Source organism: Streptomyces sp. NK08204, from assembly GCF_020400585.1.
Lineage (GTDB): Bacteria > Actinomycetota > Actinomycetes > Streptomycetales > Streptomycetaceae > Streptomyces.
In genome coordinates this window covers 1-13,592 of sequence record NZ_JAINVF010000045.1, presented here as the reverse complement: position 1 = coordinate 13,592, position 13,592 = coordinate 1, and the positions used below count along the sequence as shown (strand labels likewise).

Annotated in this window: 13 protein-coding genes and 1 pseudogene; all 14 read left to right on the top strand. The window is 71.2% G+C overall.

Features of this window, described 5'->3' with window-relative positions:
- Window positions 1-115 (top strand): annotated as a pseudogene (locus K7G59_RS33930) (phosphocholine cytidylyltransferase family protein); the annotation flags it as partial.
- Window positions 103-1,164: an iron-containing alcohol dehydrogenase family protein gene (locus K7G59_RS33925; RefSeq protein ID WP_225840532.1), complete on the top strand. Its 1,062-nt coding sequence runs from the start codon at window positions 103-105 to the stop codon at window positions 1,162-1,164. The pseudogene K7G59_RS33930 and the gene K7G59_RS33925, both read left to right, overlap by 13 nt.
- Entirely contained in the window at window positions 1,142-1,921 is a 780-nt protein-coding gene (locus K7G59_RS33920; RefSeq protein ID WP_225840531.1) for a CDP-alcohol phosphatidyltransferase family protein, read from the top strand. The genes K7G59_RS33925 and K7G59_RS33920 overlap by 23 nt, the downstream gene beginning before the upstream one ends.
- A gap of 5 nt (window positions 1,922-1,926) precedes the next feature.
- Entirely contained in the window at window positions 1,927-2,799 is an 873-nt protein-coding gene (locus K7G59_RS33915; RefSeq protein ID WP_225840530.1) for a glycosyltransferase family 2 protein, read from the top strand.
- 127 nt (window positions 2,800-2,926) lie between these two features.
- Window positions 2,927-3,856, top strand: coding sequence for an ABC transporter permease (locus tag K7G59_RS33910; RefSeq protein WP_225840529.1), 930 nt, complete (start codon window positions 2,927-2,929; stop codon window positions 3,854-3,856).
- Window positions 3,849-4,637 (top strand): ABC transporter ATP-binding protein, encoded by a 789-nt coding sequence (locus K7G59_RS33905; protein ID WP_225840528.1) that lies wholly within the window; start codon window positions 3,849-3,851, stop codon window positions 4,635-4,637. Before K7G59_RS33910 ends, K7G59_RS33905 begins: the two co-directional genes overlap by 8 nt.
- A 380-nt stretch (window positions 4,638-5,017) precedes the next feature.
- Window positions 5,018-5,914, top strand: coding sequence for a squalene synthase HpnC (hpnC, locus tag K7G59_RS33900; protein WP_225840527.1), 897 nt, complete (start codon window positions 5,018-5,020; stop codon window positions 5,912-5,914).
- Complete coding sequence (gene hpnD / locus K7G59_RS33895) at window positions 5,911-6,861, top strand: presqualene diphosphate synthase HpnD (protein WP_225840526.1); 951 nt, start codon at window positions 5,911-5,913, stop codon at window positions 6,859-6,861. Before hpnC ends, hpnD begins: the two co-directional genes overlap by 4 nt.
- Window positions 6,861-7,001, top strand: a complete 141-nt coding sequence (locus tag K7G59_RS35500) for a DUF6380 family protein (protein WP_225840525.1) — start codon at window positions 6,861-6,863, stop codon at window positions 6,999-7,001. The genes hpnD and K7G59_RS35500 overlap by 1 nt, the downstream gene beginning before the upstream one ends.
- The gene (gene hpnE, locus K7G59_RS33885; protein WP_225840524.1) at window positions 6,998-8,425 is read left to right on the top strand and encodes a hydroxysqualene dehydroxylase HpnE; all 1,428 of its coding nucleotides are present in this window, start codon (window positions 6,998-7,000) and stop codon (window positions 8,423-8,425) included. Before K7G59_RS35500 ends, hpnE begins: the two co-directional genes overlap by 4 nt.
- Entirely contained in the window at window positions 8,425-9,555 is a 1,131-nt protein-coding gene (locus K7G59_RS33880) for a polyprenyl synthetase family protein (protein ID WP_225840523.1), read from the top strand. The genes hpnE and K7G59_RS33880 overlap by 1 nt, the downstream gene beginning before the upstream one ends.
- A gap of 116 nt (window positions 9,556-9,671) precedes the next feature.
- Entirely contained in the window at window positions 9,672-11,816 is a 2,145-nt protein-coding gene (gene shc, locus K7G59_RS33875; protein ID WP_225840522.1) for a squalene--hopene cyclase, read from the top strand.
- Window positions 11,813-12,454 (top strand): 1-hydroxy-2-methyl-2-butenyl 4-diphosphate reductase, encoded by a 642-nt coding sequence (locus K7G59_RS33870; protein WP_225840521.1) that lies wholly within the window; start codon window positions 11,813-11,815, stop codon window positions 12,452-12,454. Before shc ends, K7G59_RS33870 begins: the two co-directional genes overlap by 4 nt.
- A 5-nt stretch (window positions 12,455-12,459) precedes the next feature.
- A complete protein-coding gene (hpnH, locus tag K7G59_RS33865; protein ID WP_225840520.1) occupies window positions 12,460-13,485 on the top strand; it encodes an adenosyl-hopene transferase HpnH in 1,026 nt (341 codons plus the stop codon).
- Window positions 13,486-13,592 lie beyond the last annotated feature (107 nt).

The following is a 13,592-nucleotide window of genomic DNA, read 5'->3' as shown; positions in this document are numbered from 1 at the left end:
ACTGGTGAACCGCGGCTTCACGATCGACGTGGCGCCGATCGGCGACGTCCAGTGGGTGGAGATCGACAACCACGACGACCTCGCCCGTGGACGGGAGATCGCGTGCCAGTACTGACCCGGCTGATTCCCTCGCCGGTCGTCGTGGACATCCGCCCGGGCGCTCTGGACGACCTGGCGTGCGTCCTCGCCGACCAGCGGATCTCGCACTCCGGGCGGCTCGCCGTCGCCGTCAGCGGCGGCTCGGGCGCCAGGCTGCGCGAGCGCATCGCGCCGTCGATGCCGGGCGCCTCCTGGTTCGAGGTGGGCGGCGGCACGCTGGACGACGCCATCCGGCTGGCCGGCGACATGAAGGCCGACCACTACGACGCCGTGGTCGGCCTGGGCGGCGGCAAGATCATCGACTGTGCCAAGTTCGCCGCGGCCCGCGTCGGCCTGCCCCTGGTGGCCGTACCGACGAACCTCGCGCACGACGGCCTGTGCTCGCCCGTCGCCACCCTCGACAACGACGCCGGGCGAGGCTCCTACGGGGTGCCGAACCCGATCGCCGTCGTGATCGACCTGGACGTCATCCGGGACGCACCGGCGCGCTTCGTGCGCGCGGGTATCGGCGACGCCGTGTCGAACATCTCCGCGGTCGCGGACTGGGAGCTGGCCAACCGCGTCAACGGCGAGAAGATCGACGGACTCGCCGCGGCCATGGCCCGCCAGGCCGGCGAGGCGGTGCTGCGGCACCCCGGCGGCATCGGGGACAACGACTTCCTCCAGGTGCTCGCCGAGGCACTCGTCCTCACCGGTGTCGCGATGTCCGTCTCGGGCGACTCGCGGCCCGCGTCGGGCGCCTGTCACGAGATCAACCACGCCTTCGACCTGCTCTACCCCAAGCGTGCCGCCAGCCACGGCGAGCAGTGCGGACTGGGCGCGGCCTTCGCCATGTACCTGCGCGGAGCCCACGAGCAGTCCGCGTACATGGCCCAGGTGCTGCGCCGGCACGGGCTGCCGGTACTGCCGGAGGAGATCGGGTTCACGGTGGACGAGTTCGTCCGTGCCGTGGAGTTCGCCCCGGAGACCAGGCCCGGCCGCTACACGATCCTCGAGCACCTCGCCCTCAAGACGAACCAGATCAAGGACATCTACGCCGACTATGTCAAGGCCATCGGTAGCTGAACTCCGTCCGGTCGTCCATCCCGCGGGGGTCAAGGACCGGCGCAGCGGTGAGCACTGGGCGGGACGCCTCTACATGCGCGAGGTGTCCCTGCGCGTCGACCGCTACCTGGTGAACACCAGGGTCACGCCCAACCAGCTCACGTACCTGATGACCGTCTGCGGGGTGCTCGCGACCCCTGCCCTGCTGGTGCCGGGGATCGCGGGCGCCGTGCTCGGCGTCGTCGCCACCCAGCTGTACCTGCTGCTGGACTGCGTCGACGGCGAGATCGCCCGCTGGAGGCAGCAGTACTCGCTCGGCGGGGTCTACCTCGACCGGGTCGGGGCGTACCTCACCGACGCGGCCGTCCTGGTCGGGCTCGGCCTGCGCGCCGCCGACCTGTGGGGCAGCGGCCGGATCGACTGGCTGTGGGCCTTCCTCGGCACGCTCGCAGCGCTCGGTGCGATCCTCATCAAGGCCGAGACGGACCTGGTCGGCGTGGCCCGGCACCAGGCCGGTATGCCTCCCGTGAAGGAGGCCGCCGCCGAGCCGCGTTCCTCCGGCATGGCGCTGGCCCGCCGGGCCGCCTCCGCGCTGAAGTTCCACCGGCTGATCCTCGGCATCGAGGCCTCCCTGCTGATCCTGGTCCTCGCGATCGTGGACCAGGCCCGCGGTGACCTGTTCTTCACCCGCCTCGGCACGGCCGTCCTCGCCGGCATCGCCCTGCTGCAGACCCTGCTGCATCTGGTGTCCGTCCTCGCGTCCAGCAGGCTGAGGTGAGCGGCATGAAGGTCGGCGCCGTCATCATCACGATGGGCAACCGTCCCGAGGAACTGCGTGCCCTGATCGACTCGGTGGCCAGGCAGGACGGCGACGCCGTCGAGGTGGTCGTCGTCGGCAACGGCTCGCCCGTCCCCGACGTCCCCGCGGGCGTCCGGACGGTCGAGCTGCCCGAGAACCTGGGCATCCCCGGCGGCCGCAACGTGGGCATCGAGGCCTTCGGGCCCGGCGGCGGTGACGTCGACGTCCTGCTGTTCCTCGACGACGACGGCCTGCTCGCCCGCCACGACACCGCCGAGCTGTGCCGCGAGGCCTTCGCGGCCGACCCGGAGCTCGGCATCATCAGCTTCCGCATCGCCGACCCCGACACCGGCGAGACCCAGCGCCGGCACGTGCCCCGGCTGCGTGCCTCCGACCCGATGCGCTCCTCCCGGGTCACCACCTTCCTGGGCGGCGCCAACGCCGTCCGCACCCGCGTGTTCGCCGAGGTCGGCGGCCTGCCGGACGAGTTCTTCTACGCTCACGAGGAGACCGACCTGGCCTGGCGTGCCGTGGACGCGGGCTGGATGATCGACTACCGGTCCGACATGGTTCTGTACCACCCGACGACCGCGCCCTCGCGGCACGCGGTCTACCACCGGATGGTCGCCCGCAACCGGGTCTGGCTGGCCCGCCGCAACCTCCCCGCCCTGCTGGTCCCCGTCTATCTCGGGGTCTGGCTGCTGCTCACGCTGCTGCGCCGCCCCTCCCGGCCGGCGCTCAGGGCTTGGTTCGGCGGCTTCAAGGAGGGCTGGACGACCCCCTGCGGTCCCCGCCGCCCGATGCGCTGGCGCACGGTGTGGCGGCTCACCCGGCTGGGCCGTCCCCCGGTCATCTGACAAGCTCGACATGAGCCGGGCCGGCCCGAAGGGACATGAGCCGGAGCGAACCCTTCAGGCACGGACGGACCCGAAGATCCGAAGACCCCGACAACACAGACCAACCCGACGACGAAAGTTTCCACCCGTGAGTGAGACCACCCATGACGGCACGGTCGCGGTGAGCGCGGCCCCGTCGCCCGACGAGGGCCTGACGGCGGCCCAGCTCGCCGCGAAGTACGGGCTCGCCGTGAGCGGCGCCCGGCCCTCGCTCGTGGAGTACGTCCGTCAGCTCTGGGGGCGGCGCCACTTCATCCTCGCCTTCTCCCAGGCGAAGCTGACGGCGCAGTACAGCCAGGCCAAGCTCGGCCAGTTGTGGCAGGTGGCGACCCCGCTGCTGAACGCGGGCGTCTACTACTTCATCTTCGGCGTCATCCTGCACGCCAGCCGGGGCATGTCCAAGGAGGTGTACATCCCGTTCCTGGTGACGGGCGTGTTCGTGTTCACCTTCACACAGAGCTCGATCATGTCGGGCGTCCGTGCGATCTCCGGCAACCTGGGCCTGGTACGCGCCCTGCACTTCCCGCGCGCCTCGCTGCCCGTCTCCTTCGCGCTGCAGCAGCTCCAGCAGCTGCTCTTCTCGATGGCCGTGCTGTTCGTCTTCGCGATCGGCTTCGGCAGCTACCCGGGCCTGTCCTGGCTGCTGATCGTGCCGGTCCTGCTGCTGCAGTTCCTGTTCAACACCGGGCTGGCGCTGATCCTGGCACGCATGGGCGCCAAGACACCGGACCTCGCCCAGCTGATGCCGTTCGTCCTGCGCACCTGGATGTACGCCTCCGGCGTCATGTTCTCCATCAGCAAGATGATGGAGGGCCGTCCCGAGTGGGCGGTGCGGCTGCTGCAGGTCAATCCGATCGCGGTCTACATGGACCTGATGCGCTTCGCGCTCATCGACGGGTACGGTGCCGCGAACCTGCCGCCGCACGTGTGGGCCATCGCCCTGTTCTGGGCCGTGGTCGTCTTCGCCGGCGGCTTCGTGTACTTCTGGAAGGCGGAGGAGCGGTACGGCCGTGGCTGAGCAGAACACGCAGAACAACACGGACCGGCGTCCGACGGTCATCGCGGACGACCTGCACATCGTCTACCGGGTCAACGGCGCCAAGACCGGCAAGGGCAGCGCGACCGCCGCGCTGAACCGCATACTCAGACGCGGGCAGGAGCGGGGCGTGCGCCGGGTGCACGCCGTGCGTGGTGTGTCCTTCGTCGCCTACCGCGGCGAGGCCATCGGCCTCATCGGGTCCAACGGCTCCGGCAAGTCCACCCTGCTGCGCGCCATCGCCGGCCTGCTCCCCGCCGAGAAGGGCAAGGTCTACACCGACGGCCAGCCGTCCCTGCTCGGCGTCAACGCGGCCCTGATGAACGACCTCACCGGCGAGCGCAACGTCATCCTCGGCGGCCTGGCCATGGGGATGTCCCGCGAGCAGGTCAAGGAGCGCTACCAGAGCATCGTCGACTTCTCCGGGATCAACGACAAGGGCGACTTCATCACGCTCCCCATGCGCACGTACTCCTCCGGCATGGCGGCGCGCCTGCGTTTCTCCATCGCCGCCGCCAAGGACCACGACGTCCTGATGATCGACGAAGCGCTGGCCACTGGCGACCGTGCCTTCCAGAAGCGCTCCGAGGCACGCATCCGCGAACTGCGCAAGGAAGCCGGCACGGTGTTCCTCGTCAGCCACAACAACAAGTCCATCCGCGACACCTGCAACCGCGTCCTGTGGCTGGAACGCGGCGAACTGCGCATGGACGGCCCGACCGAAGAGGTCCTCAAGGAGTACGAGAAGTTCACGGGCAAGTAGGGGCCCGACCCGGCCCCCGACCCGTTTCGGCCACGGCCCCGCTTGGCACGCCTCCGGCGGGGCCCCTGGCCCGGCAACGGAACGTCAACTCGCTTTGCTGCAAGGAACCTTGACGCAATTCGGTGTGTTGTTGTGATGTGCAGGACACCCGGCGGAAGCGGGCTGCGTTGTACAACGTAAGCTGTACCGGCGCCGGAATGCGGCAACTGGGGCGATAATGCGCGTCATCCCTGGCCGGGTCGGTCCACGGATCACCGGGCGGCGTGTCCGAAATAGTGTGTATTGGGTCGGCAGTGTAGAACGGGAGATGTGACGGCGATGGCTACGGAAACTCCCCAGCTCAACGCAGCACGTGCCGTCCCCGCCCCGGGCAGCGCACGGTGACGGGCACCACGACGGCGCCCGGACTGGAGCGCAGCACCCTGGACAAGGCCGCGAGCGAGAACTTCCCCGTGGCCCCGTTCTTCCTGCCCCGGGCCTGGCGCGACGACCTCATGGCGGTCTACGGCTTCGCCCGCCTCGTGGACGACATCGGCGACGGCGACCTGGCCCCCGGCGGGGCCGACGCCCGTGTCCTGGGCGTGCCGGGCGCCGAGGCGGAGGACCGCATGGTCCTCCTCGACGCCTTCGAGGCCGACCTGCGCCGTGTCTTCGACGGCAGCCCCCGCCACCCTCTGCTGCGCCGCCTCCAGCACACCGTCCGCCGCCGCTCCCTCGCGCCCCAGCCCTTCCTCGGCCTGATCGCCGCCAACCGCCAGGACCAGCTGGTCACCCGCTACGAGACCTACGACGACCTCCTCGCCTACTGCGAACTGTCCGCCAACCCCGTCGGCCGGCTCGTCCTCGCCGTCACCGGCACCGCGACCCCTGAGCGGATCCGTCTCTCCGACGCGATCTGCACCGCCCTGCAGATCGTGGAGCACCTCCAGGACGTCGCCGAGGACCTCGGCCGTGACCGCATCTACCTGCCCGCAGAGGACATGAAACGGTTCCACGTCCGGGAGACGGACCTCGCGGCGAAGACCGCCGGGGCATCGGTGCGCGCCCTGGTCGCGTACGAAGCGGAACGCGCCCGCGATCTGCTGAATGAAGGCGCCCCTCTGGTGGGTAGCGTCCACGGCAGGCTGAAGCTGCTGTTGGCGGGGTTCGTGGCCGGGGGAAGGGCGGCGGTCCGGGCGATCGCCGCCGCCGAATACGACGTACTTCCCGGCCCGCCCCGACCCGGCAAGGTGCAGTTGCTGCGTGAGGCGGGCGTGATCCTGCGAGGAGAGGGGTGATCCGGACCGTGGATTGTCCGCCGCACATGTCCGCGCCGGTACTCGCCGCCTACAGCTACTGCGAGACCGTCACCGGGCAGCAGGCCCGCAACTTCGCCTACGGCATCCGGCTGCTGCCGACGCCCAAGCGCCGCGCCATGTCGGCGCTGTACGCCTTCTCCCGGCGGGTGGACGACATCGGCGACGGCGACCTTCCCCGCGCGGCCAAGGAGGCGCGCCTGGAGGACGCCCGGGCGCTGATCGCCCGGATGCGCGAGGGAGCCGTCGAGGACGACGACACCGACCCGGTCGCCGTCGCCCTCGACCATGCCGCGCGTGCCTTCCCGATCCCCCTCGACGGCCTGGACGAGCTGATCGACGGCGTCCAGATGGACGTGCGCGGGGAGAGCTACGAGACCTGGGACGACCTGAAGGTCTACTGCCGGTGTGTCGCCGGTGTCATCGGCCGGCTCTCGCTCGGCGTGTTCGGCACGGCCCCGGGGGCGCGCGGCGTCGAACGCGCTGCCGAGTACGCCGACACGCTCGGCCTCGCGCTCCAGCTGACCAACATCCTCCGGGACATCCGCGAGGACGCCGAGGGCGGCCGTGTCTACCTGCCCGCCGACGACCTGGCCAAGTTCGGCTGCTCGGCCGGGCTGAGCGGGCCGACCCCACCGGAGGGCTCCGACTTCCCGGGCCTCGTGCACTTCGAGGTGCGACGGGCCCGTGCCCTGTTCGCCGAGGGCTACCGGCTGCTGCCCATGCTCGACCGGCGCAGCGGTGCCTGTGTGGCAGCCATGGCCGGCATCTACCGCCGGCTGCTCGACCGTATCGAGCGCGACCCGCAGGCCGTGCTGCGCGGCCGGGTCTCGCTGCCCGGACGGGAGAAGGTCTACGTCGCCGTGCGTGGTCTGTCCGGCCTCGACGTCCGGCACGTGTCCCGGCAGACCGTCAGGCGGCGCGGCTGATGCGCCCCGTGGACCGGGGCGGCCCGACCGGCCCGACGCGGCAGGCAACCCCGCGCCGCGGCGTGGCGTCACTGACGGAGACGGCCGCTCGTGCACCGTTCCACCAGCAGGGCCGGCAGGCACGGAGGGACGCACGATGAGCGACGGCTCACGCCCCGCGGGGGCGCACGCTGACACCCCGGTGAGCGCGGGCCGCAGTGCGGTCGTGGTCGGCGGCGGACTGGCCGGGATCACCGCGGCGCTCGCACTCGCCGACGCGGGCGTCGGGGTCACCCTCCTCGAAGGCAGGCCCAGGCTGGGCGGCCTCGCCTTCTCCTTCCGGCGCGGCGAACTGACCGTCGACAACGGCCAGCACGTGTACCTGCGCTGCTGCACCGCCTACCGCTGGTTCCTCGACCGGATCGAGGGCACGGCACTGGCACCGCTGCAGGACCGCCTGCACGTACCCGTCGTGGACGCCGCCAAGCCCGAGGGACGGCGGCTCGGCCGGATCCGGCGCGACCCGCTGCCCGTCCCCCTGCACCTGGGGCGCAGTCTGGCCGCCTATCCGCACCTCTCGCTGACCGAGCGCGCTGCGGTCGGACGGGCCGCGCTCGCGCTGGGGGCGCTCGACCTCGCCGATCCGGCCCTGGACACGCAGGACTTCGGCAGCTGGCTGGCCGCGCACGGCCAGTCGGCGCGTGCCGTCGAGGCCTTGTGGGACCTGGTCGGGGTCGCCACCCTCAACGCGGTCGCGGGCGACTGTTCGCTGGGGCTCGCCGCGATGGTGTTCAAGACCGGTCTGCTCTCCGACCCGGGCGCGGCCGACATCGGCTGGGCCCGCGTCCCACTGGGCGAACTGCACGACCGGCTGGCGCGCAGGGCGCTCGACTCCGCGGGCGTGCGTACCGAGGTCCGTGCACGGGTCACCTCCGTCTCCCGCGACGGAAACGGGCGCTGGAACGTCCAGGTTCCCGGTGAGACGCTCAACCCCGACGCCGTGGTCCTCGCCGTACCCCAGCGCGAGGCTTACGACCTGCTGCCGCCCGGTGCCCTGGAGGCACCCGAACGGCTCCTTCGGATCGGCACCGCGCCGATCCTCAACGTGCACGTCGTCTACGACCGCAAGGTGCTCGCCCAGCCCTTCTTCGCCGCCCTCGGCACCCCCGTGCAGTGGGTGTTCGACCGCACCGACGCCTCCGGACTGCGCACGGGGCAGTACCTGGCGCTGTCCCAGTCGGCCGCGCACGACGACATCGACGCGCCGGTGGCCGCGCTGCGCGAGCGCTATCTGCCCGAGCTGCGACGGCTGATCCCGGGCACCCGCGGCGCCGAGGTGAAGGACTTCTTCGTGACCCGGGAGCGTACGGCGACGTTCGCCCCCGCCCCCGGCGTCGCACGGCTGCGGCCCGGCGCCCGCACCAGGACCCCCGGCCTGTACCTGGCCGGAGCGTGGACCGCCACAGGGTGGCCCGCAACCATGGAGAGTGCGGTCCGAAGTGGCGTGAGCGCGGCCGACGCCGCGCTGAGCGCCCTGGGCCGGCCACGCCCCAGCCGGCTCTTCGCTTTCGAGGAGGCGGCCTGATGCTCCGTCAGCAGTCTGCGGCGGGCCCCCGCACCTCCGGTACCGCAGAAAGAGGAGACACTGTGCCCGCTGTGCCCCCGGCCTCGACGGCTGCCGACGCGGTGGACGTGATCGCGCTCCTGGAGCGCGGCCGGACCCTGGCCACACCGGTCCTGCGTGCGGCCGTCGAGCGCCTGGCGCCGCCGATAGACTCCGTCGCCGCCTATCACTTCGGCTGGATCGACGCCGCCGGCAACCCCGCCGACGGCGACGGCGGCAAGGCCGTCCGTCCCGCTCTGGCCGTGCTCTCCGCCGAGGTCACGGGCGCCGAGCCGGAGGTCGGCGTCCCGGGCGCCGTCGCCGTCGAACTCGTGCACAACTTCTCGCTGCTGCACGACGACCTGATGGACGGCGACGAGCAGCGACGGCACCGCGACACCGTCTGGAAGCTGCACGGCCCCGCCCAGGCCATCCTGGTCGGGGACGCCCTGTGCGCCCTCGCGGGCGAGTTGCTGCTGGAGATCGGCACCCCCGACGCCGCCCGTGCGACCCGCCGGCTGACCGCCGCCACCCGTGCCCTGATCGACGGTCAGGCGCAGGACATCTCCTACGAGCACCGCGACCGGGTCAGCGTCGAGGAGTGCCTGGAGATGGAGGGCAACAAGACCGGTGCGCTGCTCGCCAGCGCCTCGTCCATCGGCGCCGTGCTCGGCGGCGCGGACGACCGTACCGCCGACGCGCTGGAGAAGTACGGCTACCACCTCGGCCTCGCCTTCCAGGCCGTGGACGACCTGCTCGGCATCTGGGGCGATCCGGTGGCCACCGGCAAGCAGGCCTGGAGCGACCTGCGCCAGCGCAAGAAGTCCCTGCCGGTGGTGGCCGCCCTGGCGGCGGGCGGCAGCGCCTCCGACAGGCTCGGCGAGATCCTCGCCGCCGACGCGAAGAGCACCGACTTCGAGAACTTCTCCGAGCAGGAGTTCGCAGCCCGTGCCGCCCTCATCGAGAAGGCCGGCGGCCGGGAGTGGACGGCCGAGGAGGCGCGCCGTCAGCACGCCGTCGCCATCGAGGCCCTCGACGCCGTCGACATGCCCGACCGGGTACGGGCCGGCTTCGAGGCGCTCGCCCACTTCGTCGTGGTACGGAAGAGATGATCACTATCGGTCGAATGACTCTCGCGTAGTCGCCGGCCGGTGTCCCGGGACGACGGGCACCGGCCGACGGCGGACCCACAGCAGCACGACGCGCACGACTGCACGAAGGGGAAGCCATGACAGCGACGACCGACGGAAGCACCGGGGCGGCCCTGCCGCCACGCGCTGCCGCGGCCAGCGACACCGACACCGACATCACCCTCCCCGTGGCGGCCGGGGTGCAAGAAGCCGCCCGACGCGCCGCGAGGCGCGCCACCGACTTCCTGCTCGCGCGGCAGGACGCCGAGGGCTGGTGGAAGGGCGACCTGGAGACGAACGTCACCATGGACGCCGAGGACCTGCTCCTGCGTCAGTTCCTGGACATCCGTGACGAGGCCACGACCAGGGCCGCCGCGCTGTTCATCCGTGGCGAGCAGCGCGCGGACGGCGCCTGGGCCACCTTCTACGGCGGTCCCGGTGAACTGTCCGCCACCATCGAGGCGTACGTCGCGCTGCGCCTGGCCGGCGACGCCCCACAGGCCCCGCACATGGCGAGGGCCTCGGCCTGGATCCGCGAGCGCGGCGGCATCGCCGCGGCCCGCGTCTTCACCCGGATCTGGCTCGCCCTGTTCGGCTGGTGGAAGTGGGAGGACCTGCCCGAACTCCCGCCGGAGCTGATCTGGTTCCCCTCCTGGGTGCCGCTCAACATCTACGACTTCGGTTGCTGGGCCCGGCAGACGATCGTCCCGCTGACCATCGTCTCCGCCAAGCGCCCGGTCCGCCCGGCGCCCTTCTCGCTGGACGAGCTGCACACCGACCCCGACCAGCCCAACCCGCCCAGACCGCTCGCTCCGGCGGCCAGTTGGGACGGCGCCTTCCAGCGTCTGGACAAGGCGCTGCACCAACTGCGCAAGGTCGTCCCGCGCGGACTGCGTAAGGCCGCGATGAACTCCGCCGCCCGCTGGATCATCGAGCGGCAGGAGAACGACGGCTGCTGGGGCGGCATCCAACCGCCGGCCGTGTACTCGCTCATCGCCCTGTACCTGCTCGGCTACGACCTCGGACACCCGGTGATGCGCGCGGGCCTCGAGTCGCTGGACCGTTTCGCCGTCTGGCGCGAGGACGGCGCCCGGATGATCGAGGCCTGTCAGTCCCCGGTGTGGGACACCTGTCTCGCCACCATCGCGCTGGTCGACGCCGGACTGCCCGCCGACCACCCCCAACTGGTCAAGGCAGCCGACTGGATGCTCGGCGAGGAGATCGTCCGGCCCGGTGACTGGGCCGTACGCCGACCCCAACTGCCGCCCGGCGGATGGGCGTTCGAGTTCCATAACGACAACTACCCGGACATCGACGACACTGCCGAGGTCGCCCTTGCGCTGCGTCGGGTCCGGCACCACGACCCTGAGCGCGTGGACGGGGCCATCGGCCGTGCGGTGCGCTGGAACCTCGGCATGCAGTCGAGGAACGGCGCCTGGGGCGCCTTCGACGTCGACAACACCAGCCCGTTCCCGAACCGGCTGCCTTTCTGCGACTTCGGCGAGGTCATCGATCCGCCGTCCGCGGACGTCACCGCGCACGTGGTGGAGATGCTCGCCGCCGAGGGCCTGGCGCACGACCCACGCACCCGGCGGGGCATCGACTGGCTGCTCGCCGAACAGGAGCCGGACGGCTCGTGGTTCGGCCGATGGGGCGTCAACTACATCTACGGCACCGGGTCGGTGGTGCCCGCGCTCACCGCGGCCGGCCTGCCCGGCTCCCACCCGGCGATCCGCCGTGCGGTGTCCTGGCTGGAGAGGGTCCAGAACGACGACGGAGGCTGGGGTGAGGACCTGCGCTCCTACAAGGACGTCGGCAAGTGGAGCGGCCGCGGCGCCTCCACCGCCTCACAGACCGCGTGGGCGCTGATGGCGCTGCTCGCGGCGGGGGAGAAGGGCTCCAAGGCCGTCGAGCGCGGCGTCCAGTGGCTTGCCGACACCCAGCGCGAGGACGGCAGCTGGGACGAGCCGTACTTCACGGGCACCGGCTTCCCCTGGGACTTCTCCATCAACTACCACCTGTACCGGCAGGTGTTCCCGCTCACCGCGCTCGGCCGGTACCTGCACGGCGACCCGTTCGAGCGGCGCCTGTTCATCAGGACGGGGAGGCCGCATGCCAGGAAGCCGCACAGTGGTACGCCGTCTGCTGGGAAGCCGCTTTCCGGTGAGCCGCTCTCCGTGAGGCCGCTCACCGAGAAGCCGCTTTCCGGGAAGCCGCTGACCGAGGTCAAGGGAGCCGAATGAGCGCCCAGCCCGCCCCGGCCCCGCTGCTGATCGCCTGCGCGCTCGGTATCGAGCACCTCGCTCTGCGCACCGGCGACCGCGGTGGTGCGGGCGGGCCGGTCACGTACCTCCGCACGGGCATGGGCCCGCGTGCGGCGGAACGCTCCCTCACCCGGCAGCTCGCCGACCCGGCGCTGGCCGGCGCTGCCGTGCTCGCCACGGGCTTCTGCGCCGGGCTCGCCCCCGGCATGCACCCCGGCGACCTCGTGGTCGCCGGGGAGACCCGGGATCCGCGCGGCTGCGTCCCCTGCGTGGGCACGGAGCTGCTGGTCAAGGAACTCGTACGCATCCTGCCCGGGCGTACCGTTCACACCGGCCCGCTCACCGGCTCCGACCACGTCGTCCGCGGAGCGGAGCGGTCCGCGCTGCTCGCGACCGGCGCGATCGCGGTCGACATGGAATCGGCGGCCACGCTCCTGAGCGCCGTACGCACGGGTGAGCGCCCGGTTGCGGCCGTACGGGTGGTCGTGGACGCTCCCGAGCACGAACTCGTCCGGATCGGCACGGTGCGCGGTGGAATATCCGCCTTCCGTGTTCTTCGTTCTGTCCTTCCCGCGTTTTTCGAATGGCACCGTTCTTTGCTGCTCCCCCGGAGGTGAGCCAGATGGCCATGCCGTTGCGTCAGACCGTCAAGGTCGCTACCTACCTGTTTGAACAGAAGCTCAGGAAGCGGGACAAGTTCGCCCTGCTCGTCGAGTTGGAGCCGCTGTTCGCGTGCAACCTCAAGTGCGAGGGCTGCGGCAAGATCCAGCATCCGGCAGGTGTCCTCAAGCAGCGCATGCCCGTCGCGCAGGCCGTGGGCGCCGTCCTGGAATCCGGTGCGCCGATGGTGTCCATCGCCGGCGGCGAGCCGCTGATGCACCCTCAGATCGACGAGATCGTCCGGCAGTTGGTCGCCAGGAAGAAATTCGTCTTCCTGTGCACCAACGCACTGCTGATGCGCAAGAAGATGGACAAGTTCAAGCCCTCGCCGTACTTCGCGTGGGCCGTGCACATCGACGGACTGCGGGACCGGCACGACGCCTCGGTGGCGAAGGAGGGCACCTTCGACGAGGCGGTCGAGGCCATCAAGGAGGCCAAGCGGCGCGGCTTCCGGGTGACCACCAACTCGACCTTCTTCAACACCGACACCCCGCAGACCGTCATCGAGGTGCTGAACTACCTCAACGACGACCTGAAGGTGGACGAGATGATGCTCTCGCCCGCCTACGCCTACGAGAAGGCACCCGACCAGGAGCACTTCCTCGGTGTGCAGCAGACCCGCGACCTGTTCAAGAAGGCGTTCGCGGGCGGCAACCGCAGGCGGTGGCGGCTCAACCAGAGCCCGCTCTTCCTGGACTTCCTCGAAGGCAAGGTCGACTTCCCGTGCACCGCATGGGCGATCCCGAGCTACTCGCTCTTCGGCTGGCAGAAACCCTGCTATCTGATGAGCGACGGCTACGTACCCACCTACCGGCAACTCGTGGAGGAGACCGACTGGGACAAGTACGGCCGAGGCAAGGACCCGCGCTGCGCCAACTGCATGGCACACTGCGGCTACGAGCCGACGGCCGTGCTCGCCACGATGGGTTCCCTGAAGGAGTCGCTGCGGGCCGCGCGCGAGACGATGTCGAGCGGGAAGCAGAGCTGAGGCATGACCGCCGTTCCCTTGGGAGTTCCCGAGGTGCCGGCCCGGCCGCTCGCGCCGCGACGCCTGTCGCGGCGGATCCAGGTCGGGTCGGTGGCGGTCGGAGGTGG